Raw genomic sequence first — 23,566 nt, 5'->3', positions numbered from 1 at the left:
CATGCACAGGCTGATTGTCATCACTCTCACGGTCGTCGTGCTCTGCGGATGCGGCAACCTGCTAAAAAGCGATTATCAACGGCCGATGCTTTCCGTGCCGCCAGAGTGGCGATTGAAAGAGAGCGGAACGGGCTGGCTGCAGAATACCCCGCACTGGTGGGATAACTTTCAGGATCCGTTGCTATCCCGCACGCTTAGCGCCGTGCTGGTCAGCAATAACGATCTGGCGAAAGCGGGGCTTCAGCTCCAGCTTGCCCGGCTTGAAGCCGGACTGACGGACACCAACGCAACGCCGGACGTCTCGGTGGGCGCGAATGCCAACAACAGCCGCAACCTCAGGCAAAACAGGACGCCCGAAGAAAGCTACAGCTCGTCGCTTTCGCTTAGCTACGAGCTGGATTTATGGGGCAGGCTGGCCCGCGCACGCGAGCAGGCGCAGTGGCTTGTCCAGGCGTCAGAACAAGATCGTCAGAATACGGCTTTAACGCTCATTGGCACCACGGCTGATTTTTACTGGCAGATAGCCAATCTGAACCAGAACATTGCCAGCCAGCGGGAGAGCATCGTTATTGCTCAGCAGACTTTGCAGCTGGCCGAAGCCCGCTATGCCGCCGGTGCCGTGGGGCAGACCGATGTGCTGCAGGCCCGCCAGACGTTGCTGAGCCGGCAGAACCAGCTCAGCGATTATGAACAGCAACGCGAGCGCGCCCGCAACGCAACGGCAATTTTGTTCAATACCTCTCCTTTGAACCGCCAGCCGGAACGGACATCGCTCGATCCCCGCCAGGATATTCCGGTTGTTCAGTCTTTACCCGTCGCGGCGCTCGCACGGCGTCCCGATGTTAAGGCGGCAGAGTGGCGGCTTCGGGCGGCGCTTGCGGGATCGGATGCGGCCCGGCTGAGCTTCTGGCCCACTCTTTCACTGAGCGCTTCACTGAACGCAGGAAGCGCCATTTTTAACCAGTGGTTCACTAACCCTGTCAGCAGCGTCGGCAGCGCAGTCGCCCTGCCGTTCGTTCAATGGAATACCGTGCAGCTGACGGTGGCAAAGTCACACATAGAGGTACAGCAGGCGGCAATTGATTTTCGCAGCGCGGTCTACAACGCGCTGGCGGACGTTGATAACGCCCAGGCCGAGCGGCTCAGCTACGCGCGGCAGCGTCAGCATCAGCTCGAGGATTTACAGCTCAGCCTGCGGCGTCTGGACATTGTACAAAGTCAGTACCGGTCGGGCGCGGTGTCGTTCCAGACCCTGCTTGATGCACAGGATACGTTACTGAGAAGCAAGGTCAGCATTTCTGCGCTGCAGTACGGCTACCTCAACGCCACGATGAAATTGTGGCTCGCCCTTGGCGGGGGAGCCCGCGATATTAACGATGATAAAGGACTTCATGATGAATAAACCTTCTGTGCCACGGCGCGTGGTTGTTACCGGCTACGGGGCAGTGACCCCCCTTGGGATGAGCGCCGAAGAGAGCTGGGCGGCAATCATGGATTATCGGCCTGGCTACCAGTATTACGACTGGCGTGAGATGGGCATCAAATCCCATTATTTCGGCGTAGTGAACCAGGAGCCAGACCTGAAAACCGTACCGGCTGCAATTCGCCGACGGCTGCCCCGCTTTGCTCGTCTGGCGCTGTCTTCTGCGAGAGAGGCAATGGCGATGGCGTTCCCGGAAGGCACCCCCGCTGATTACTACGATTTGCTGGACTGCGGCACGATCATCGGCACCGGCTGGGCGGGGCAGGATGAAACCCAAATTAATTACGAAGAGTATCTGCGCAGCAAACTGGGATCGCCGTTTGGCTGCTTCATTTCGATGCCAAACGTGGCAACCGCTGCCTGTAGCCTCTATTGGGGGTTGCGCGGCTATCAAAATACGCCAATAGCCGCCTGTGCGACGGGAACAATCGCCATTGGCGATGCCTTTGAGGTTATCCGCAGCGGACGCGCGAAAATGATGCTGGCGGGCGGCGGAGAATCACTGCGGACTTCAGCATCGGTGTGGAATATTGATGTATTAGGCGCGCTGGCAAGCGAGGCTGAAGATATCACCAAAGCCAGCTGTCCTTTCAGTCTCGATCGTAATGGTTTTGTGCTTTCCGAAGGCGCTGCGGTTCTATGTCTGGAAGACCGGGAATCGGCCCTGGCCCGCGGTGCGAAGATATTTGGCGAGATAAAAGGCTACGGGAATTACTCAGATGCTTTTGATTTTAGTGCCCCGGCGGAGGATAAAGTCGCCCGCGTAAAAACGATACGACGGGCGCTGGAACAGGCAGGATTAGATCCTGCTGATATCGACTATATCAATGCGCACGGCACCTCTACGCCGATGAATGATGTTAATGAATCTGAGGCAATAAAAGAGGTCTTTGGTGACCGGGCGCGGCTTGTCCCCATCTCCAGTACCAAATCCTATTCGGGGCATTTGATCGCTGCGGCGGGCAGCTTTGAATCGATCGTCTGCCTGCAGGCGCTGGAGCATCAGTGCGTACCGGCTACCCACAACCTCAACGCTCCCGACCCGTTGTGCGATCTGGATTATGTACCCGAGGGGCATCGCCATCTGACTTTGCACAACACCCTTAATCTCAGCTTTGGATTTGGCGGCGCCAACGCCGTGCTGGTTATCGGTAAGGATGAACCATGATAGTTAGCTGGCAGCAGGAGGACGCCCGGCAATGGGCTGGTTTTTCAGGCGATAACAACCCGATACATTTTGACGAACAATTTGCCCGTTCCATGGGGTGTAAGGGCGTCATAGTGCACGGCATGCGCGCGATGCTGGATGTCAAAAGCGCGCTGACTGAAAGGCTGCTGAACAGCCAACCGCAGGGCGATTTTTATCGCTTTAGCGCGCGTTTGCGCAAGCCGCTTGCGTGCGGCACTCCATACCGACTGTCGTTAGCGGATAAGGCCGGGGGAGTTGAGGCCCGGCTGGTGACCGTCGATGAAGAAAGCTGCTGTGTTAGCGCCCGGCTTTTTTCGGCTTCGGCCCCGGATCAAACGATCCTCCCCTACGATTGCGAGACCGCTGACCTGGAAACGCCGCTCCTGCTTTATCCCGGCGAGGCGATGTCGCCGGTCGGACGCTGGGGATTTCTCGATGCCGTCCTGTTTCAGCGCATGCTTGCTTCCTCGACGCTGGCCGGGGAAATCAGCGGAACAGACAGTGCTTGTCATCCCGCCTGGCGGGTCAGCGATCTCTTCACGCTTTATAGCGTTATTCAGACACATTACGAAGTCCATTTTAGTGCCTCGCTTTTACATCCCCGGCCCCTCCGACGGCTTCACTATTCCGTGCTGCCCTCTCAAATTATCGGCAGTCTGCCGCAGGGGCTGGTGGTTCATGCCGTGCTGCGGGGATGGGCACCTGAAGGAGATCTGCTGCTGACTACCGCCGCAACGTTCCGTATCAGGCCGCTGAATCAGCAATTTAATCAATAAGGAAATAAAGATGAAAACTTATCAGGAAGCGTATGAACTCGTTTGTGAAATGTTATGTGATGCCAAAGATTTAGAGCGTGATGAACTGTCACCTACTATGGCGCTGACGCAGATTAAGCTCGACAGCCTGGACTATGTGGAACTGATGGTGCTGGCGAAGCGTGTGTTTGGCTTTACGCTGACCGCGGAGCTGTTTATGCAGCATCCGAACATGACGCTGAGCGATCTCTGTCATCTGCTGGTCGGTGAGAAGCGGTAGCGCTATGGAAAAAGAATGGATTTTAGTGACCGGCGGAAGCCGGGGCATTGGCCGCGAAGTGGTTAAAAAACTGGCGCAGCGCTGGAACGTTGTATTCACATGGCGCAGCCAGCAGCAGGACAGCGACGAGGTTGTTCGCGCCTGCGGCGCGTTGCCCGGTCGGGTCGAACATGTGCGCTGTGACGGAACCGCACCTGCAACGGTCAGAGGAGTGGCTATGGAACTACTGGCCGAATATGGCGCGCCATACGGGATCGTGCACAACGCCGGTATTACCGAGGACAGTTTGCATATCCACCAGCAGGCAGAAAGCTGGAACCGGGTGCTGGAAACCAATCTGAACGCGGTGTTTTACTGGAATCAGTACCTGTTACCGGCCATGGTTGAGCAGGGGAAAGGGGCGATGGTGCTGATGTCCTCCGCCACCGCGATTAAAGGCAACGTCGGCCAGACGGCCTACGGTGCCAGCAAGGCCGCGATGCTTGGGCTCAGCAGGTCGCTGGCGCTGGAGCTGAGCCGTTTCGGCATACGCGTCAACTGCCTGCTGCCGGGGTATATCGCAAGCGACATGACTGCGGCCATGCCTGAGCGGACCATAAAGTCGCTGCATAAAATGATTCCCATGCGCCGCCTTGGCACCCCTGAAGAGGTGGCGCAGAGCGTGGCCTTTCTTATTGGCGAAGAGAGCAGCTATATGACGGGGCAAAGCATCGTACTCGACGGCGGCCTGACCGTCTGAATCTGTTATCCCGTTTTAATCCTCGCAGAGCGTGATTTCCACGCTCTTTTTTTTGCTCCTGTTTACCAAAAACCGCTGCGTTCGCTTTCACCTTCTCAGGACCGCCACATTCAGGCCCGGAATAAATGACATTTTATGTTTATAGCTAAGATAATTCTTGTATAAAAATCATGAAAAAGAATTTTGTTGTGGCCAGGCTTTGTTATGCAATATTAATCACCATTTATAATGGGTTAATGATGTCTCTCTATTCCAGGACAACGGCAGAGATTGTACGTTTGAAAGCAAGAATATGCGGACATTATGCATCAACGACATTCGGTAATATTCAGAGGAATGAGTGAATAATGTTGCTTAATTTAAGCATTTATTACCTTCTGAAGATGAGAATTTACACTCTGCCCGGATGTGATTTTATGTTTTTTATAGGGCGCTGAATTGTTTTGACATAGGCGCCTGATGGAATTTATGTCAGTATCTTCGCCACTAATACCCAATGGTTATCTATAATTTATTCAGGAACCGCAGGGTTCTTAAAATGGATTTAACGTGTTTCTGTTCTGCTTAGAAATGACATAACTCTCCAGTAAATTTCATAAAGAGGCAATATGAAAAATCGCAAACACCTGACCCCTTCAGAAGTGGATAAACTCCTTGAGGCAGCTCGTGAAGGTAAAGACCCTGAACGTGACTACTGTCTGATCTCCATGTGCTTCACGCACGGCTGCCGGGTAAGTGAAATCATCAACTGGCGGCTGGCGGACATTGATATTGAAGGGGGAAATATCTTTATTCACCGCCTGAAAAACGGCTTTTCAACGATACATCCTTTGTACCCCCGCGAGCGTAAGTGCCTGTCCCGCTGGCTTGAAAAGCGCAAGGGCTACCGCGGGTCTGACAGCGAGTGGCTGTTTCTTTCAAATCGCGGGACGCGCCTTTCGCGTCAGCGGATCTATAAGCTTATTCGAAATTATAGCGAAGCGGCGAATCTCGAGGTTAATGCCCATCCTCATATGCTGCGCCACGGCTGTGGTTTTGCGCTGGCCGACAGAGGCATTGACACCCGATTAATACAGGATTATCTGGGGCACAGGAATATACAAAATACGGTGTTGTACACCGCCAGTAATGCCAGAAGATTTAAAGAAGTTTGGTAGGGAAATAGAGAAAAGGAGTCACTTTGAACTAAAGTGTCATCATCCTAGTTTTGCCTTAAAAGCATGTCAATATACTCGTTCCAGTAATTGCGACTTAATCTTTAAATGCCTTACAAAACAAATTGATACCTATGTTAAACGTGCTCTTGTTAAGTCTGAAAGAATCCGGGAATTTTCCTGTTCAGGGAGTAACACTTCTACAACCAAATTATAACGTCTCCGCTCGACAAAACATAATTCTGATTATTCACCATTCTAAGCGTTAAATTTTATCGGTGAGGGGACATTGATACTTATCTGGTGATAAAAACTAAAGGAGTCACTTTAGTTCAAAATGAATCTTTTTTGAAAGGCGTTGATGGGTTTTGAAAATAGATCCACCCTCCTTTTTTTCATGAACTAAATAGCAGGGATGGCATGAGTTTATGCCTGAAATAAACATGCACACACATGTGCGTCGATGAATTTATAAAGGTGAAAGGAAAAATGAAAAAAAGTCTTCTGGCTGTTGGGTTATTTGCAGGTGCGATGGTTTCTTCAGCTGCTTTTGCTGCTGATGGCACCGTCAATTTTACAGGTTCCATTACTGGTACTGCCTGTAAGATTGATACAGCATCGAAGGATCAGACCGTTGATCTGGGGAAAATTTCCTCCACGGCCTTTAACGAAGCAGGATCAACGGCAGGGGCAAAACAATTTATTATCAAGATAAATGAGTGTCCGGAAGGCGTTAAGGCAGCGATGGTGCGCTTTGATGGAACGCAGGTGCCGGGGAACGATGCCGTGCTGGCGCTCAATAATGATGCCGGTAAGGCAACCAACGTCGGTATTCAGATCTCTGACAACGATAACAACGTCATCAATCTCTATCAGAACTCATCCGTATTCGCTCTGACGACAGGTGATAATAAACTTAACTTCACCGCACGCTACTATGCGTTAGCTAAAGACGTTACCCCAGGTGTGGCCAACGCGGTAACCAACTTCACTATTGTTTATCCGTAACGGAAATACGGCCTGATTTTCAGGTCGCTAACAGACGAACCAAAGAGGGCGACTGCTCTCTTTGGTTCTTTCCTACGGGCTTAACGGGTAAGCAACAACAATGAATATTTGGCAAAAATTCCTGCTGATGACGATCTGTCTGACAACGCTTGCTGGCGCGCAGGCTGGCGTCGTGATCGGCGGCACGCGGCTGGTTTATGACGGGAATAAAAAAGAGTCTTCGCTGACCCTCAGCAATCCGGATAAAAACCCTTTTCTCATTCAGTCCTGGGTTGATATGCCCGAAGGGAGCAGCGGCAAGGCGCCGTTTATTATCACTCCGCCAATTTTTCGGCTGGACGGTGGGCAGGACAATATCCTGCGAGTCATTGCAACTAATGCAAACCTGCCCGGCGATAAAGAGTCCCTGTTCTGGATAAATATTAAATCTATTCCCTCGACGGAAGCGAAAGAGAACACGCTGCAGATCGCGGTAAAAACCCGCATCAAGCTGTTTTACCGGCCCGCGGGGCTGGAGGGCGGCGTCACCGAGGCTGCGGCAAAACTGAAATGGCAGCGGTCCGGCAAAAGCCTGCAGGTCAGTAACTCCTCGCCTTACTACCTGACGTTTTTCAACGTGAAACTTAACGGCGTCGAGCTAAAAGAAACGGGAATGGTCGCCCCTTTTTCCAGCACAACCCTCACGCTGCCCGCCGCGAGCGGCGGAATGCTTAGCTGGCAGATTATTAATGATTACGGGGGAGCCAGCCCTGTACTGAACGCCACGCTTTAACGACCCGGCTGAGTATTACAGCAGGGTAAGAGCACATTGCTCAGGGAAAGTTGTCAGCCATCGCCGCCTGCGGCGCTGGCTGAAGAAGGGAGTGAGATGGATGAAGAGCGTAATGCCGCGCAGCAAGCGCAAATGTGCCCCCAGGCCGCTAGCCTGCATGATTTCATGTCAGATTGCCTTGCTCATAGGGTTGACCAGTCCGGCCGTTGCCCGCAAGTTTTTTGATCCGGCGTTTCTTGAAATAGAGAACCCCGCTCTGCGTGGGGCAGACCTGACCATTTTTGATGAGGGGAGCGGGCAGGCGCCGGGGATTTACCGCGTCGATCTCTACCTGAATGGGGAAATGGTTGAAACGCGCGACATGGATTTTCAACTGCAAAAATCCACGGAGGATAAGCCAGAGCTACAGCCCTGCCTGAGCCGCGACCTGCTGGCCTCGCTCGGCGTGCGTGTTGACGCTTTCCCGGTAATCAAGGCTTCCGAAACTTGTGTGGACCTGTCTCAGGCTATTCCGCAGGCGTACTGGTCGTTTCATTTCAGCCAGCAGCGGCTGGATATCAGCATCCCGCAAATCGCGCTCGATCAGAAAGCGCGAGATTATGTTTCTCCGGACAAATGGGATGCGGGCATCCCGGTTTTGCTGGCGAATTATAACTTCAGCGGCGCCAGCAACTGGGCACGAAAAGGCGACAGCGAGGACAGCGACGCGTATTACCTTAACCTTCGCTCCGGCGCGAACCTGGGTGCATGGCGGCTGCGGAACTACTCTACCTGGAGTCGTAATACCCAGGGCGAGACCAGCTGGAACTCCATTAATACCTGGCTTCAGCGGGATATCGTGACGCTTAAAAGCCAGCTTACCCTTGGAGACAGTACAACCCCGAGCGACGTTTTCGACAGCGTTCCATTTCGTGGCGGCCAGCTTGCCTCGGATGACGAAATGCTGCCGGACAGCATGAAGGGCTACTCGCCGGTGGTGCGCGGCATTGCTAAAAGCAATGCGCAGGTCACCATCCGCCAGAATGGCTATGTGATTTATCAAAGCTACGTGCCGCCCGGCGCGTTTGAAATTACCGATCTTTATCCCACCTCCGGCAGCGGCGATCTTAACGTCAATATCAAAGAGGCCGACGGCAGCGAGCAGAATCTGACCGTGCCCTTTGCCTCCGTCCCCGTGCTGCAACGGGAGGGGCGCTTTAAATACAGCGTGACCAGCGGGCAATACCGCTCGTGGAATCATGACGTCAATAAAACGCCTTTTAGCCAGGCGACGGGCATCTACGGTTTGCCGTGGGGGGCCACCCTGTACGGCGGCGTGCAGGCCGCAAGCAAATATCAATCCGTCTCTTTAGGCTGGGGACAGAACCTGGGGCGGATAGGCGCGCTCTCGGCCGACGTTACGCAGGCCTGGACCCGGCCGCAGTATGAAGAGAAAGAAAGCGGGCAGTCCTGGCGTATTCGTTACGGCAAAAACTTCGTCGACACCGGCACCAGCTTTAGCGTGGCGAACTACCGCTACTCCACAAAAGGGTACTACAGCCTGGAAGAAGCGCTGGAAACCTACACCGACAGCTGGACTACCTCGATGAGCAATCAGGTGCATAAAAAGAATCGGGGGGAGCTGACGTTAAGCCAGTCACTGTGGCGCAACGCCGGGGCGCTCTCGTTAAGCTTAATCAGCGAGAACTACTGGAATGATAATCAACGTAATTTCTCCAGTAGCCTGGGCTACAACAACAGCTGGGAAGGCATCAGCTACGGGCTGAACTACACCTACAGCAAAAACGGTTATGACAGCAACGGTGACCGCACCAGCGCCACCGACCACGTTGTCTCTTTTAATATCAGCATTCCGCTCGGTAACTTTTTACCGAACAGCTACGCCACCTACAACATGACCAGCAGCCAGCAGGGGGCCACCAGCAACAATGTCGGCCTGAACGGCACGGCGCTTGAGAACGACAATCTGAGCTACAGCATCAGCCAGGGCTATACCAGCCAGGGGCAGGGGGCAAACGGGTATGCCAGCGCGGACTATCGCGGCGGGCTGGGTGAAGTCAACGTGGGATACGGCTACGACCGTAACATGCAGCGCCTGAACTACGGCATTCAGGGCGGGGTATTGCTTCATGAAAATGGGCTGACTCTGTCGCAACCCTTAGGCGAAACGGTAGCGCTTGTGAAAGCCCCCGGCGCTAAAGGAGTACGGGTGCTAAACCAGACCGGCGTCGATACCGACGGTCGGGGCTACGCCGTGGTGCCCTATCTCTCTTCTTATCGCCGGAACCTTATCGCACTGGATACCACCACGCTTGGCGAGGATCTCGATCTCACCCTGAACAGCCAGACGGTGATCCCTCGGCGCGGTGCCGTTGTGCGGGCCGAATACAAAACGAATATCGGTATGCGTGTCCTGCTGACGCTGATTAAAAAGGACGGGCAGCCCGTGCCTTTCGGCACTACGGTTACCGATCCAGCGCATCCGGATAACAGCGCCGGATTTGTCGGAGATGAGGGCCAGGTCTACATGACCGGGCTTGCCGAGAGCGGGCGTTTGCTGGCTACCTGGGGAAAACAGGCATCCCAGCAGTGCGAGATGAGCTACAGCCTGGCGGGGATGAAAAATACCTCCGGCGTCAGAACCCTCAGCGGCCAATGTTTATAAAAGGATTTTTATGAAGACGTTAAGTTACCTGGCCAGACGTGCTGGCCTGATATTATCGCTCGGCCTTGTTTGGCAGGCGCAGGCGGCGCCGGGCCAGTGCGTCGCCGATTCCGGGACCAAGTCCTATGCTTTCTCGTTTGTCTCTACCATGACGGAGCCGAGTCAGAATACGACCGGCAAAGTGATTCCAGATGCAGCGGGAAACAACTGGAATATGCAGTCAGTCTATTCCGTGACCTGTGAATGCACCTCGATGACGGCTGCCTACGCGACCGCACTCTCGGCGCTGCCAACGCTCGATCACAATGACGGTACGATGAACTATTTCGTGCTCAACGATTATCTTGCCGTTGGCAGCATGGTGTGGATCCACGGCGAGCTTCAGAAATACGTTGCGACACCTTTCAGGAATATCAGCAACCTTAACTACCCCCTGTCGTCCTGTTTTTCACAGCCTTTTCTCAGCGGAGCCAGGGGTAAAATTAGCCTTTATTTCCGTCGGCCTTTCGTTGGTAAGAACGTTATTCCCAGCACCAAAATACTGGATGTCTACCTCTCATCCACAAGCGGCGTCACCAGCACGAGGCCGGTATCAACCGTAACCATGAGCGGGACGGTGATTGTGCCGCAGAAATGTGACATTAACCCGCAGCCGGTCACGGTGGACTTTGGCGATATTCTGTCCGGGAGCTTTACCCGCAAAGGCGCAATGCCGGATAACTTCGCTAAAGTCACCAGGCAGCTAACCCTGGCGTGCACCAATATCTCCGACGGCGTAAAAATATCGCTTTCGTTCCAGGGCACGCCGGACCTTAACGACCCCACTGCCCTGAAAACCGACAATGACGATATTGCCGTCAGGATAGAGGATGCTGCGGGCAACGGAATTACGCCGGTCAGCGGAAATCTTCCCGTCAATTTCGATTACACCACGCAAAGCGGTTCCACTCAGATGGGTCTTTATCCGATTAACACCACCGGCCATACGCCGCATACGGGCACATTTAACGCCCGGGCGACTATTCGCGCGGAAATTCAGTAGCCATACCAAAACGGAAAAATTTTTAAATCCTGATGGGAAAAATAAGGAAATCATCATGCAGAAGAATAAGTCATTTTTAATCAACAGCGCGCTTATGCTGGGGCTTACCGTAGGGGGGGGCACAATACAGCCCGCCCTGGCTGATACCGCGTTAAATATTACTGGCACAATAAAAGCTTCTCCCTGCACCGTTAGTGATAACGGCGGCAGCGGCATCTCCGTCAATCTTGGCGACAATATTGAGGCCACAAGCCTGGCAGCACCTTCCAGCGCCAGCGGCTGGGTGCAGTTTAATATCCCGATGAGTAATTGCCCGACGACCACGCAACAGGTCAGTGCGGCCTTCAGCGGCACGGTGGCAGAGGAGAGCGCCACGCTCTATAAAAGCACGGGTACGGCGTCTCGCGTGCAGATTGAGCTTCAGGACAGCGCGGGGAATAACCAGGGGAACGGGACAACGCTGGTACAGCCGGTCAACGCGACGACGCATGAAGCAACGTTCCCGCTGCGGGTGCGTGCCTATAGCTCCCAGGGGGGCGCAACGCCGGGATCGATTCTTGGCCGCGTCGTGGTGTCCTTCACCTACATATAACAGCTAAGCCCCCTCAGGCGAAACTGACCGGGCACGATCATCTTTCTCACAGGGATTCAGAGATAAATGATGCAAACGAACTCTTCTCACCCGGCGACCGGCCAGGGCAACGGGTGCAGTGACATGAAAGCCATAATTATGGAACCCTGCGCGATAACCGCCCGGGGGATGCGTAAGGTGCTGGAGCAGCAGTGCGCGTTTACAGGGCAGATTATTGAGGTAAACAGCTTAGCGAAGCTCAGCTCCGTTATGCATATCTACCAGCCCCGAATTCTGATCATGGAGCTTTGTGGGGAGGGAGAGTCCGTTCTGGACGGGCTGAAGCTTATTACGCTCTGGCAGTACAAGTGGCCTCGCTGTCGGCTGGTGATCTGTACCGGGATGGAGGAGCCGCAGCTGCTGCAGCTGCTGAGCGCGGCGGAGGTAAGGGGGATCTTATTAAAACAGGAGCCCGCTAACGCTCTGGCGCAGTCTGTACGAACCGTCCTGTCGGGCCGCAAAGGTTACAGCTTCAAAGTCCGCAGCATCCTTGAACAGGCGCAGCCTTGCCTTAAGCCGCTCACCTTGCGGGAGCTGGATGTACTGTGCCTGCTCTTTTCCGGTAAGAGCGTCACCAGCGTAGCCCAGGTATTGCACAGGGACGTGCGAACCGTCAGCACGCACAAGCGTAATGTCATGCAAAAGCTCGGCTTTCGTAACGATGGCGAACTGTTTATTCAGGGAAAGTGGCTTATCAATACGGACCCCGCGCTTTCCTGCTAGCTGGCAGTGCGCATCTTCAGGATGAATAAGCGTTTAAAGAAGGAGAACTTTATGCAGCCATTAACCCAACACCCCCTGACCATCGCCCTGATGGATCGCTGTCCTCTGGCGCTCGAAGGGCTGGCCAGCCTGGTTAGCGAGCTGGAATGCGGTGACATTCAGATCACCCAGGACACCAGCCTTGAAAAGGCCCGCGAGCGCTTCCACTATCAGCCGGTCGACCTGCTGATAAGCGAGCTGAACGGCCAGAAGGAGACGGTAGAGCAGGGTTGTAAAAACCTCTACGCGCTGTGCCAGTCCTTCCCCCACCAGAAAATCATTGTCTATACCCTTTGCAAAGAGAACGAAGTGCTTCACAAATTACTCATGCTGAAAAATATCAGCATGATTGCCCGCAGCGACGATTTGTCTATGGTGCGGGAGTTCATCAAAAGGGTCATCAAGGGGGAGAGAGTGCTGAGCCCCGCCATCGGCTCAGCCCTGGCCTGCAATACGATTAGCGGTGGAAGCAGCGCAAGCCCGCTGACGCGCAGCGAAAACGACGTGCTGAGCTACCTGTTCAGCGGGTTGAGCCTAAGCCAGATAGCGGAGCGCAAGCACCGTAGCGTGAAGACCATCAGCGCCCACAAATGCAACGCGATGCGAAAACTTCACGTGCACAGCGACAGCGAGCTGTTTTCGCTGCGCTCCAGGTTCGTCCAGCGTTTTGCAAAAGGATAAGAGGTGTATTGCTACTCTTCGCAGGCCGTAATGACAAACCTGCGAAGAGTGCATAGCGCGGGCTTTACGATGAGCGAGAGCCGCAAACCTCGCACTGCGCACTCCGCGCCAGCTTCATCTCGCGGAACTGGCAGGTCATGGCGTCGTACATCACTATTTTTCCACTCGCGGGCGTGCCGTAGTTCGTCAGCAGCTTTATCGCTTCCATTGCCTGCAGCGAACCTATCACGCCCACCAGCGGGGACATCACGCCCGCCTCGACGCAGGTCAGCGCATTTTCGCCGAACAGGCGGCTCAGGCAGCGGTAGCAGGGTTCGTTTTCCTGATAGGTAAAGACGCTGATTTGCCCTTCCATGCGGATAGCGGCGCCGCTGACCAGCGGCTTCTTCGCGTGAAAACAGCAGTGGTTCAGCTGATTGCGAATAGCCACGTTATCCGTGCAGTCCAGCACCAGGTCGTGGCGGACAACTTCATCCGCCAGCCGTTGCTCATCGAGCAGGGCGTTGATAACCGCAAGCGAAACGTGAGGGTTGATAACCGTCAACGCGTCGCGGGCGGACTCCACCTTTGGCTTTCCGATGGTCGCATCGCTGTGCAGGGTCTGACGTTGCAGATTGGACAGCGCCACGGTGTCGAAATCCAGCAGCGTGAGATGGCCCACGCCTGCCGCCGCAAGATACTGCGCGGCGGCGCAGCCCAGGCCGCCGAGGCCGACGACCAGCACGCGGGCTGCCTTCAGCGCTTCCTGCCCGTCAAAGTCGAAGCCGCGCAGAATAATCTGCCGGTTGTAGCGCAGCATTTCGCCGTCGCTGAGCTCTTCTGCCACGGTCAGCCTCCGAACAGCGCGTTAAACGGCTCGATCTCCACCCAGTCACCGGCTTCCACGCTGCCGCGCTCGCGTTCAAGCACGATAAAGCAGTTCGCCTGGCTGAATGAGCTGAAGATATGCGATCCCTGATGGCCGGTGCTGAGCACTTCCAGCTGGCCGTCTTCGGCCCGGCGCATAATGCCGCGCTGGAAATCCAGACGACCCGGCGCTTTTTTCAGGCGGCCGACGGTGCGGGCGCGCTGGCGCGGAGGCAGCGCATTCCCCTGCTGGCCGCTGAGCTTAGCCAGCAGCGGCTGCACCAGCTGATAGAAGGTGAGGGCAGCAGAGACGGGGTTGCCCGGCAGGCCGCAGAACCAGCTGTTTTGCAGACGCCCAAAGGCGAAAGGCTTACCTGGCTTGATCGCCAGCTTCCAGAAGCCAACTTCACCCAGCTCTTCGAGCAGCTGTTTGGTGTAATCGGCTTCACCGACGGAGACGCCGCCGCTGCTGATCACCACATCCGCCTGGCTGTCCGCCTCGATAAAAGCGGCACGCAGGGCTTCAGGATCATCCTTAATAATCCCTAAATCGATAACTTCGCAGCCCAGCTGCTCGAGCATCAGGTGCACCGCAAGGCGGTTGGTATCGTAGATTTGCCCTTCGCCCAGCGGCTGGCCCGGCAGCTGCAGCTCATCGCCGGTGGAGAATACCGCAGCGCGAACTTTGCGCACGACTTCGACTTCCGGGATGCCCAGCGAGGCGATAAGCGGCAGCTCGGCGGCGGTCAGTTTCTTTCCTGCAGGCAGCACGCTGCCATCCCGACGAATATCTTCGCCGCGCAGACGAATGTTCTGGCCGTTGGTGACGGCTGCGTTAATGCGCACGCCGCTTTCGGTGACTTCCGTCTCTTCCTGCATCACCACCGCCTGTGCGCCCGCTGGCACCGGGGCTCCGGTCATAATTCTTATGCAGGTTCCCTCCGGCCACTCGCCGGTAAACGGCTGCCCGGCGAAAGCTTTTCCGGCAACCGGCAGCGCGCCGCCCACGGCGATATCGGTCATGCGCACCGCGTAGCCGTCCATCGCGGAGTTATCAAAGCCAGGGACGTCAATTGGCGACGTGACAGGGTGCGCCGTAATGCGCCCGTTAGCCTGTAATAAAGGGACGGTCTGGGTTTCGGTGACAGGCACGATGCGCGAAAGCATCTGCTCCATCGCGGCTTCAAGGGGGATCAGCCCGGCGGTAAATTCCATGAAAAACTCCTGCGGCGGGGGCAAAGTGAGGGGCATATTATGGCAGATAAAGCTCAGCGACTGAACGTTCCATTCGGGGTGCGGCGAGAGGTCAATTTTCTTTACAACACTTTTACATCTTTCTATATTCAAAAATCGTATGAGGAATTCGCAACGATTCTGATATTTATAGAAAAAACGCAGCCCCTGATAACTATGACAAGGCTATGTCGTTATGAACAAAGCGGTAATCGCCATCCACGGCGGAGCAGGTGCCATCACGCGCTCGCAGCTGAGCGTTGAGAAAGAGCAGCAGTACATCCGGGCATTGTCGGACATTATCGAAGCGGGCCAGGCGATTCTTGAAGCCGACGGCAGCGCGCTGGACGCGGTCACCGAGGCGGTACGCCTGCTGGAAGAGAACCCGTTGTTCAACGCGGGGATCGGTGCGGTATTTACCCACACGGGCACCCACGAGCTGGATGCCTGCGTCATGGACGGCAATACGCTGAACGCCGGAGCCGTCGCGGGCGTCAGCCACATCCGCAACCCCATTCTTGCCGCCCGGAAGGTGCTGGAGCACAGCCCGCACGTGCTGTTAATCGGCGAGGGCGCAGAAGCCTTTGCGCAGCAGCAGGGGTTTGAAGCCGTTTCACCGGACATCTTTTCTACCCCGGAACGCTGGGAACAGCTCCAGCGCGCGCGGGATAATCAGCAAACCGTGCTGGATCACTCCGGCGGTGAGCCTCTCGATCCAGACCAGAAATTCGGCACCGTCGGCGCAGTCGCGCTGGATAAATTCGGTAACCTTGCCGCCGCTACCTCTACCGGCGGCATGACGAATAAACAGCCCGGCCGGGTGGGCGATTCGCCGATTATCGGCGCGGGCTGCTACGCCAACAACGCCAACGTCGCCGTCTCCTGCACCGGGACGGGCGAAGTCTTTATGCGCACGCTTGCCGCCTACGACATCGCCGCGCTAATGGAATACGGCGGGCTGAGCCTGCACCAGGCCACCGAACGCGTGGTGATGGAGAAGCTTCCGGCGCTGGAGGGCGAAGGCGGGGTCATTGCCATCGACAGCGAAGGCAACGTGGCGCTGCCGTTTAACAGCGAAGGAATGTATCGCGGCTACGGTTATGCGGGCGACGCGCCGAGCGTGGGTATTTATCGTGATCGGGAGTGCTGATGCCGCACAGCCATGAACTGCCTGAGGATCGGGTGCTCTCCATCAGCGGCCTGAACATCCGTTTTCGCCAGGAGAAGGCGTACACCGATGCGGTGCGTAACCTCTCTTTCGATCTTAAACGAGGGGAAACGCTGGCTATCGTCGGTGAGTCCGGCTCCGGGAAGTCGGTGACCGCGCTGGCGCTGATGCGCCTGCTGGAGCAGTCCGGGGGGCTGGTGGACAGCGAAGCTTTCCTTCTGCGCCGCCGCAATAAACAGGTCATTAAACCCAACGAGCTGAGCAACGCCCAGATGCGCGACGTGCGCGGCGCGGATATCGCGATGATATTTCAGGAGCCGATGACCTCCCTCAACCCGGTGTTCCCGGTGGGCGAGCAAATCGCTGAATCTATCCGTCTGCACCAGGGCCTGGATAAGGGCGCGGCGCTGCTTGAGGCCCAGCGGATGCTGGAGCGCGTGCGCATCCCCGAGGCGAAGGCCATTCTGGGCCGCTATCCGCATCAGCTCTCCGGCGGGATGCGCCAGCGGGTGATGATCGCCATGGCGCTCTCGTGCCGCCCGGCGGTGCTGATTGCCGATGAGCCGACAACGGCGCTGGACGTCACCATTCAGGCGCAGATCCTCCAGCTCATCCGCGTGCTGCAGGATGAAATGCAGATGGGGGTAATTTTTATCACCCACGATATGGGCGTGGTGGCGGACATCGCCGACCGCGTGCTGGTGATGTATCGCGGGGAAGCGGTGGAAACCGGCAGCGTTGAGCAAATATTTCGTGCGCCCGTTCATCCCTACACCAAAGCGCTGCTCTCCGCCGTGCCGCGCCTGGGCTCCATGAAAGGCTCGGATCTGCCGCGCAAATTCCCCCTTCTGAATCCGAACGATCCAGAAAAGCATGAGCCGGAAACCGAGCAGAACACCATTCCCGAAGGGGCTGGCCCCGTTCTTGAAGTCCGGGATCTTACCACCCGCTTTGATATCCGCAGCGGCATTCTGAACCGCGTGACGAAGCAGGTCCACGCGGTAGAAAAGGTGAGCTTCGACCTGTGGCCCGGCGAAACGCTGGGGCTGGTGGGCGAATCCGGCAGCGGTAAATCCACTACCGGCCGCTCCCTGCTGCGGCTGGTTGAAAACCAGGGCGGAAGCATCAGCTTCAACGGCCAGCGCATTGATAATCTGCCCAACGCGCAGATGCAGCACGTCCGCAGGGACATTCAGTTTATCTTCCAGGATCCCTACGCCTCGCTCGACCCGCGCCTGACGGTGGGCTACTCCATCATGGAGCCCTTGCTGGTCCATAACGTCATGCCAAAAGCGGAGGCGGAGAAGCGAGTGGCGTGGCTGCTGGAGCGGGTGGGGTTACTGCCCGAGCACGCGTGGCGCTACCCGCACGAGTTTTCCGGCGGGCAGCGGCAGCGTATCTGTATCGCGAGGGCGCTGGCGCTAAATCCAAAGGTGGTGATTGCAGATGAGTCGGTGTCGGCGCTGGACGTCTCTATCCGCGCGCAAATAATTAATTTGCTGCTCGATTTACAGCGCGAGTTTGGCATCGCTTTTCTGTTTATCTCCCACGACATGGCGGTGGTGGAGAGGATCTGCCACCGCGTGGCAGTGATGTATCTGGGGCAGATCGTCGAAATTGGCCCGCGTCGCCAGGTGTTTGAAAACCCGCAGCACCCGTATACCCGCAGGCTGATGGCGGCCGTGCCGGTTGCGGATCCGGCGCACCGTCGGCCGAACCCCGTTTTGCTTTCCGACGAGATCCCGAGCAACACGCGCAGCATCGGGGATGAACCGCTCGTCGCACCGCTGGTTGCCGTAGGGCCGGGGCATTTTGTCGCCCGCCACCCGATAGGCAGCAGCGATAACCGTATTTAGGCAGGGACAACAGGAGAATAACAATGAAACTGAACGTGCATACTAAATGGCTGCTGGCGGCGGGCCTTGCGTCCTCCGTCTTCGCCGCACCGGCGTTTGCCGCCAAGGATGTCGTGGTAGCGGTTGCCTCCAACTTCACTACGCTCGATCCTTACGACGCCAACGACACGCTCTCCCAGGCGGTGGCGAAGTCGTTTTATCAGGGGCTGTTTGGCCTCGATAAAGACATGAAGCTGCAAAACGTGCTGGCGGAGAGCTATAAAGTGTCTGACGACGGGCTGGTGTACACCATCAAACTGCGTCCCGACGTGAAGTTCCAGGACGGCACGGACTTTAACGCCGAAGCGGTGAAGGTAAACCTCGACCGCGCAAGCGACCCGGAAAACCACCTTAAGCGCTACAACCTCTATAAAGCCATTGCGAAAACTGAAGCGGTAGATGCGACGACGGTAAAAATTACCTTAAAACAGCCGTTCTCGGCGTTTATCAATATCCTTGCCCACCCGGCGACGGCGATGATCTCCCCTGCGGCGCTGAAAAAATACGGCAAAGATATTGGTTTCCACCCGGTGGGGACCGGCCCGTTCCAGCTTGATACCTGGAACCAGACGGATTTTGTGAAGGTGAAGAAATTTACCGGCTACTGGAAGCAGGGGCGGCCGCTGCTGGACACCATCACCTGGCGTCCGGTGGTGGACAACAATACCCGCGCGGCAATGCTGCAAACCGGTGAAGCGCAGTTTGCCTTCCCGATCCCTTACGAGCAGGCCGCGCGCCTGGAGAAAAACGACAAGCTGGATCTGGTTGCCTCACCGTCCATCATGCAGCGCTATATCAGCATGAACGTGACGCAGAAGCCGTTTGATAATCCGAAGGTGCGCGAGGCGATTAACTACGCCATCAACCGTCAGGCACTGGTGAAGGTGGCCTTTGCGGGCTATGCGACCCCGGCGCAGGGCGTGGTGCCGCCGTCCATCGACTTCTCAGAAAAATACCAGCCGTGGCCGTACGATCCGGCTAAGGCGAAGGCGCTGCTGAAGGAAGCGGGCTTCCCGAACGGATTCGAAACGACGCTCTGGTCCTCCCACAACCACAGCACCGCGCAGAAGGTTCTCCAGTTTACCCAGCAGCAGCTGGCGCAGGTGGGCATCAAGGTAAAAGTGACGGCGATGGATGCCGGACAGCGCTCCGCCGAAGTGGAAGGCAAAGGGCAGGCCGAAAGCGGCGTAAGAATGTTCTACACCGGCTGGACGGCCTCCACCGGCGAAGCGGACTGGGCGCTGTCGCCGCTGTTTGCCTCGCAGAACTGGCCGCCAACGCTGTTCAACACCGCGTTCTACAGCAATCCGCAGGTAGATAAAGATCTGACGGACGCGCTGAAAACCACCAACCGCGACGAGAAGGCGAAGCTCTACAAGGACGCCCAGGATACCATCTGGAAAGAGTCCCCGTGGGTGCCGCTGGTGGTGGAAAAACTGGTTTCTGCCCACAGCAAGAACCTGACCGGTTTCTACGTGATGCCGGATACCGGGTTCAGCTTTGACGATGCGGATTTGAAATAGCATCGAAGCTGGTGTTGTAGGGTGGATAAGCACATGCGTCATCCACCGGGAATACGGCAGGTAGCGGTTGCGCTACCTGCCCTACGTGAACGGAGCTTCCTTGTTTAACTATTTCCTTAAGCGCCTGCTGGGTCTCATTCCTACGCTGCTAATCGTGGCGGTGCTGGTGTTTCTGTTTGTCCACATGCTGCCGGGCGACCCTGCACGGATTATTGCCGGGCCGGAGGCGGATGCTCAGGTCATTGAGCTGGTGCGTAAACAGCTGGGCCTGGATCTTCCGCTCTGGCAGCAGTTTCTGCACTTTATCTGCAGCGTGCTGAAGGGCGATTTCGGCACCTCGATGGTATCGCACCGCCCGGTTTCCGAGGAGATTGCCAGCCGCTTTATGCCGACGCTTTGGCTGACGCTGACCAGCATGGTGTGGGCGGTCATTTTTGGGCTGTTTACCGGCATTGTCTCCGCCGTCTGGCGCAACCGCTGGCCGGACAGGCTGAGCATGACCATCGCCGTGTCGGGGATCTCTTTCCCGGCGTTTGCGCTGGGGATGCTGCTGATGCAGGTCTTTTCCGTCGAGCTGGGCTGGCTGCCCACGGTTGGGGCCGACACCTGGCAGCACTATATTTTACCCTCCGTTACCCTGGGCGCCGCGGTGGCTGCGGTAATGGCCCGCTTCACGCGCGCGTCCTTTGTTGACGTGCTGCAGGAAGATTACATGCGTACCGCCCGCGCCAAAGGGGTGAGCGAAACGCTGGTGGTGATCAAACATGGCCTGCGCAACGCGATGATCCCGGTGGTCACCATGATGGGCCTCCAGTTTGGTTTTCTGCTCGGCGGCTCTATCGTAGTCGAAAAAGTGTTCAACTGGCCGGGGCTGGGGCGCCTGCTGGTGGACTCTGTGGAAATGCGTGATTACCCGGTAATCCAGGCGGAAGTGCTGCTCTTTTCGCTGGAGTTCATTGTTATCAATCTGGTAGTGGATCTGCTCTACGCGGCCATTAACCCTGCAATCAGGTACAAGTAAGGATGCGACTATTTAACTGGCGACGTCAGGCCGTGCTTAATGCGCTGCCGCTTGTGCGGCCCGACAGGGTACGCACGCCGTGGCATGAGTTTCTGCGGCGGCTGCGCAGGCAGCCGGTGGCGGTGATCGCAGGCATTTTCGTTATGCTGCTGATCGCTGTTGCCCTGATTGCCCCCTGGGTCGCCCCGTTCGATGCGGAAAACTACTTCGATTACGACAGGCTTAACGACGGCCCGTCGATGCTGCACTGGTTCGGCGTGGATTCGCTGGGGCGGGATATTTTCAGCCGCGTGCTGGTGGGGGCGCAGATATCGCTGGCGGCGGGAGTGTTCTCTGTTTTAATCGGCGCGGTTATCGGCACTTTCTTTGGCCTGCTGGCGGGGTACTACGAAGGCTGGTGGGACAGGGTCATTATGCGCATCTGCGACGTGCTCTTTGCCTTCCCCGGTATTCTGCTGGCGATTGCCGTGGTGGCAATCATGGGCAGCGGCATGGCGAACGTGATTATCGCCGTGGCGATATTTAGCATTCCGGCTTTCGCCCGTCTGGTGCGCGGAAATACGCTGGTGCTGAAACACCAGACGTTTATCGAGTCGGCACGCAGCATCGGCGCGTCTGACTGGACCATTATCTTCCGCCACATTTTGCCGGGCACGGTGTCATCCATCGTAGTCTATTTTACGATGCGCATCGGCACGTCGATAATCTCAGCGGCGAGCCTGTCGTTTCTCGGTCTGGGCGCGCAGCCCCCTACGCCTGAGTGGGGAGCAATGCTTAACGAAGCGCGGGCGGATATGGTGATGTCCCCGCACGTGGCTATTTTCCCGAGCCTGGCAATTTTCCTGACGGTGCTGGCGTTTAATCTGCTGGGGGATGGGCTGCGGGACGCGCTGGATCCGAAAATCAAGGGATGAAGGCGTCGCCCCTCGGTCCGTATCGGGGAGGGGCGGGGTCACCAATGAAACGCTTAGCATTGGCCTCATTTCAGGAGATTGGCTCCCTGTTTCAGCGAACAGGATCGAATTTTCTGGTGATAATAATGCTAAGCGTTTGCTGTTTAACCGCGATGGATTAAGAAACTAAATAGCGCTGGCCTTCGGTGTCGGTACACATGATGGCATTCTTCATTCGCGTCAGGGCTAATGAGTTAAAAGCTTTCATTTTAAGCTTACGTTTGAGAATAATTTTGTAGCCGCTGGCGGTTTTTTGCGACAGGTTAAGCATCGAAGCCATTGTCGTATTATTTAAATGAACGTGGGGCAGAATATCCAGTTCGCGCTGCGTGAGTTTATCACCCTTGCTCATAATCGGGGAGGTGATTATTTTACGAATATGCTGCTGAGAGCTGTCCATTGAAAAATAGATGACGTTATCGATTTCAAACCAGTCGTTTTTAATCATGTCTTCCAGCAGTACGACATATTTTGCCTGGTTTGCCCGGCAGTATTCAATAACTATGCCGCGTAAGTGCATGTTTCTCAGGGCAATAATCAGGTAATTTGTGTGGGTAAAACTTGAGAAGAAAAGATTAACATCGTCACGATCAAGAACATAATGGACCTGGTTCTGGGATGATTTTATTCCTTCGCAGTAGAAGTAATTATCACTGATGACGTCAAATTTCATAGAGTAAACCTTGTATTACAAAAAGTAAGTATTCTTTGCGTTATTCATTATTGGGCGCAATTTAGCGTAATCACGTTGGCTATCGCTAATTAGGTTTAACCTTATAGTGTATAGGGGAACAGGTAAACCCTGAGCGCCCGCTGATATTTTGAAAGTTAAATTTAAAGAATTAGCATTGCGGTTATAATTGATGTGGGTAGAGCTAAATATTAGCTCTACCCTGATGAAAAGCATCGAAAATCGCCAGCTGGCTAATACTGGCTGCCATAGAACGGTGATAATGAAGATGGCAATCAAAGGTTAACGAGTGGCTATCCGGCAGCCTGAAGTGTTTTACCGGGAATATCTTCTGCAGCGACGGAATGAATATCTCCGGCATCAGCATGATATGAGGGCTGCGGGAGCAAATGGCCGCCAGCGTCAGAAGGTTTGCGCTCTCATAGGCCGTGACGCGGCTCGCCATTAGCGATGCAGAGGACTTTAGCCCGTCCACCATATCGGCAATGCTGCCCACATCCCGGCGCCAGCGCAAATGCTGATTCTGCTGCCAGTCGTCCAGCGAGAAGCTGTTGCCGATGGTCGGGTGAGCTTTATTGACCAGAACGCGGACGTCACTGTGCAGGTAGCGGGCGCAGACAATAGATTTATCATCGGGTAACCTGCCGCCGATATCGATATCCACCTCCCGGTGCTTGAGCTTTATCAGCCGGTTGTCTTCATTGCTGTCCATGGTAATAAAGCGCAGGGAAGTGGTCTCCGTTTGCCCCATCATCTTATAAAGATGCTGAGAGAGAATCATTTCGATAGGGGAATAGGTGGTAATAATAAAATCGCTGCGCGAAGAGTTCAGGGAAGAGATCTGCTGGTATTTTTTCTGTAAGGCGTAAACTTCCGGATTAGCCTTCAATCCTTTTGCCGTTCGGGTGAATAGCTGTTGGCCAGTAAATTTCCGTGCCTGATTGAGCGTATAGCTGATGGCAGAGGGAGAAATATTGAGCTTCTGAGCGGCAAGCGCTGCGCTTTGGCATTCTATGACCGCATTAATAATCGCTAACTGCTTAATATTCAGCTCTTCCATTTTCTCTCTCTTAAA

General features: G+C 55.6%; 22 protein-coding genes. 18 read left to right on the top strand and 4 right to left on the bottom strand.

Annotation, left to right across the window (positions count from 1 at the left end; all coding sequences use genetic code 11):
* Position 1: 1 nt before the first annotated feature.
* From AAE045_RS12310 to AAE045_RS12250, 13 genes are all read left to right on the top strand, one after another.
* Positions 2 to 1,402: an efflux transporter outer membrane subunit gene (locus AAE045_RS12310; RefSeq protein ID WP_455547976.1), complete on the top strand. Its 1,401-nt coding sequence runs from the start codon at positions 2 to 4 to the stop codon at positions 1,400 to 1,402.
* Positions 1,395 to 2,651, top strand: a complete 1,257-nt coding sequence (locus tag AAE045_RS12305; RefSeq protein WP_455547975.1) for a beta-ketoacyl-[acyl-carrier-protein] synthase family protein — start codon at positions 1,395 to 1,397, stop codon at positions 2,649 to 2,651. The genes AAE045_RS12310 and AAE045_RS12305 overlap by 8 nt, the downstream gene beginning before the upstream one ends.
* Positions 2,648 to 3,448 carry a MaoC/PaaZ C-terminal domain-containing protein gene (locus AAE045_RS12300; RefSeq protein ID WP_455547974.1) on the top strand — a complete coding sequence of 267 codons (801 nt, stop codon included), beginning with the start codon at positions 2,648 to 2,650 and terminating at the stop codon, positions 3,446 to 3,448. Before AAE045_RS12305 ends, AAE045_RS12300 begins: the two co-directional genes overlap by 4 nt.
* A 10-nt stretch (positions 3,449 to 3,458) precedes the next feature.
* Positions 3,459 to 3,707, top strand: a complete 249-nt coding sequence (locus AAE045_RS12295; RefSeq protein WP_455547973.1) for an acyl carrier protein — start codon at positions 3,459 to 3,461, stop codon at positions 3,705 to 3,707.
* Positions 3,708 to 3,711: 4 nt separating this feature from the next.
* Complete coding sequence (locus tag AAE045_RS12290) at positions 3,712 to 4,446, top strand: SDR family NAD(P)-dependent oxidoreductase (RefSeq protein WP_455547972.1); 735 nt, start codon at positions 3,712 to 3,714, stop codon at positions 4,444 to 4,446.
* A gap of 608 nt (positions 4,447 to 5,054) precedes the next feature.
* Complete coding sequence (locus AAE045_RS12285) at positions 5,055 to 5,603, top strand: tyrosine-type DNA invertase (RefSeq protein WP_455547971.1); 549 nt, start codon at positions 5,055 to 5,057, stop codon at positions 5,601 to 5,603.
* 486 nt (positions 5,604 to 6,089) lie between these two features.
* Positions 6,090 to 6,608 (top strand): fimbrial protein, encoded by a 519-nt coding sequence (locus AAE045_RS12280; RefSeq protein ID WP_455547970.1) that lies wholly within the window; start codon positions 6,090 to 6,092, stop codon positions 6,606 to 6,608.
* Between the two features lie 100 nt (positions 6,609 to 6,708).
* Positions 6,709 to 7,380, top strand: a complete 672-nt coding sequence (locus AAE045_RS12275) for a fimbrial biogenesis chaperone (protein WP_455547969.1) — start codon at positions 6,709 to 6,711, stop codon at positions 7,378 to 7,380.
* A 100-nt stretch (positions 7,381 to 7,480) separates the two neighbouring features.
* Positions 7,481 to 10,045 (top strand): fimbria/pilus outer membrane usher protein, encoded by a 2,565-nt coding sequence (locus AAE045_RS12270; protein WP_455547968.1) that lies wholly within the window; start codon positions 7,481 to 7,483, stop codon positions 10,043 to 10,045.
* Between the two features lie 10 nt (positions 10,046 to 10,055).
* Positions 10,056 to 11,087, top strand: coding sequence for a fimbrial protein (locus AAE045_RS12265; protein WP_455547967.1), 1,032 nt, complete (start codon positions 10,056 to 10,058; stop codon positions 11,085 to 11,087).
* A 55-nt stretch (positions 11,088 to 11,142) separates the two neighbouring features.
* Positions 11,143 to 11,679: a fimbrial protein gene (locus AAE045_RS12260; protein WP_455547966.1), complete on the top strand. Its 537-nt coding sequence runs from the start codon at positions 11,143 to 11,145 to the stop codon at positions 11,677 to 11,679.
* A 123-nt stretch (positions 11,680 to 11,802) separates the two neighbouring features.
* Positions 11,803 to 12,441 (top strand): LuxR C-terminal-related transcriptional regulator, encoded by a 639-nt coding sequence (locus AAE045_RS12255; protein ID WP_455547965.1) that lies wholly within the window; start codon positions 11,803 to 11,805, stop codon positions 12,439 to 12,441.
* Positions 12,442 to 12,492: 51 nt separating this feature from the next.
* Positions 12,493 to 13,161: a LuxR C-terminal-related transcriptional regulator gene (locus AAE045_RS12250; RefSeq protein ID WP_455547964.1), complete on the top strand. Its 669-nt coding sequence runs from the start codon at positions 12,493 to 12,495 to the stop codon at positions 13,159 to 13,161.
* Between the two features lie 64 nt (positions 13,162 to 13,225).
* Here the strand turns inward: AAE045_RS12250 and moeB are convergent, their stop codons facing one another.
* Complete coding sequence (gene moeB, locus AAE045_RS12245) at positions 13,226 to 13,987, bottom strand: molybdopterin-synthase adenylyltransferase MoeB (RefSeq protein WP_455547963.1); 762 nt, start codon at positions 13,985 to 13,987, stop codon at positions 13,226 to 13,228.
* A gap of 2 nt (positions 13,988 to 13,989) precedes the next feature.
* Positions 13,990 to 15,222: a molybdopterin molybdotransferase MoeA gene (moeA, locus tag AAE045_RS12240; RefSeq protein ID WP_455547962.1), complete on the bottom strand. Its 1,233-nt coding sequence runs from the start codon at positions 15,220 to 15,222 to the stop codon at positions 13,990 to 13,992.
* A 214-nt stretch (positions 15,223 to 15,436) separates the two neighbouring features.
* Between moeA and iaaA the strand changes: the two genes are divergently transcribed.
* From iaaA to gsiD, 5 genes are all read left to right on the top strand, one after another.
* Positions 15,437 to 16,390, top strand: coding sequence for a beta-aspartyl-peptidase (gene iaaA, locus AAE045_RS12235; RefSeq protein ID WP_455547961.1), 954 nt, complete (start codon positions 15,437 to 15,439; stop codon positions 16,388 to 16,390).
* Complete coding sequence (gene gsiA, locus AAE045_RS12230) at positions 16,390 to 18,264, top strand: glutathione ABC transporter ATP-binding protein GsiA (RefSeq protein ID WP_455547960.1); 1,875 nt, start codon at positions 16,390 to 16,392, stop codon at positions 18,262 to 18,264. Before iaaA ends, gsiA begins: the two co-directional genes overlap by 1 nt.
* A 23-nt stretch (positions 18,265 to 18,287) precedes the next feature.
* A complete protein-coding gene (gsiB, locus tag AAE045_RS12225; protein WP_455547959.1) occupies positions 18,288 to 19,826 on the top strand; it encodes a glutathione ABC transporter substrate-binding protein GsiB in 1,539 nt (512 codons plus the stop codon).
* Between the two features lie 100 nt (positions 19,827 to 19,926).
* Complete coding sequence (gene gsiC, locus AAE045_RS12220; RefSeq protein WP_455547958.1) at positions 19,927 to 20,847, top strand: glutathione ABC transporter permease GsiC; 921 nt, start codon at positions 19,927 to 19,929, stop codon at positions 20,845 to 20,847.
* A 2-nt stretch (positions 20,848 to 20,849) separates the two neighbouring features.
* Positions 20,850 to 21,761: a glutathione ABC transporter permease GsiD gene (gene gsiD / locus AAE045_RS12215; RefSeq protein ID WP_455547957.1), complete on the top strand. Its 912-nt coding sequence runs from the start codon at positions 20,850 to 20,852 to the stop codon at positions 21,759 to 21,761.
* Positions 21,762 to 21,918: 157 nt separating this feature from the next.
* On the opposite strand, the gene AAE045_RS12210 is transcribed toward gsiD, so the two are convergent.
* Entirely contained in the window at positions 21,919 to 22,473 is a 555-nt protein-coding gene (locus AAE045_RS12210; RefSeq protein WP_455547956.1) for a hypothetical protein, read from the bottom strand.
* A 202-nt stretch (positions 22,474 to 22,675) separates the two neighbouring features.
* Positions 22,676 to 23,551 carry a LysR family transcriptional regulator gene (locus AAE045_RS12205; RefSeq protein WP_455547955.1) on the bottom strand — a complete coding sequence of 292 codons (876 nt, stop codon included), beginning with the start codon at positions 23,549 to 23,551 and terminating at the stop codon, positions 22,676 to 22,678.
* Positions 23,552 to 23,566: the final 15 nt, after the last annotated feature.

The sequence above is a fragment of the Dryocola clanedunensis genome, assembly GCF_038405435.1.
GTDB classification, from domain to species: Bacteria; Pseudomonadota; Gammaproteobacteria; order Enterobacterales; family Enterobacteriaceae; genus Dryocola; species Dryocola clanedunensis_A.
Note: the sequence above shows the minus strand (reverse complement) of the source record. Positions and strands in the feature narration are given on the sequence as shown.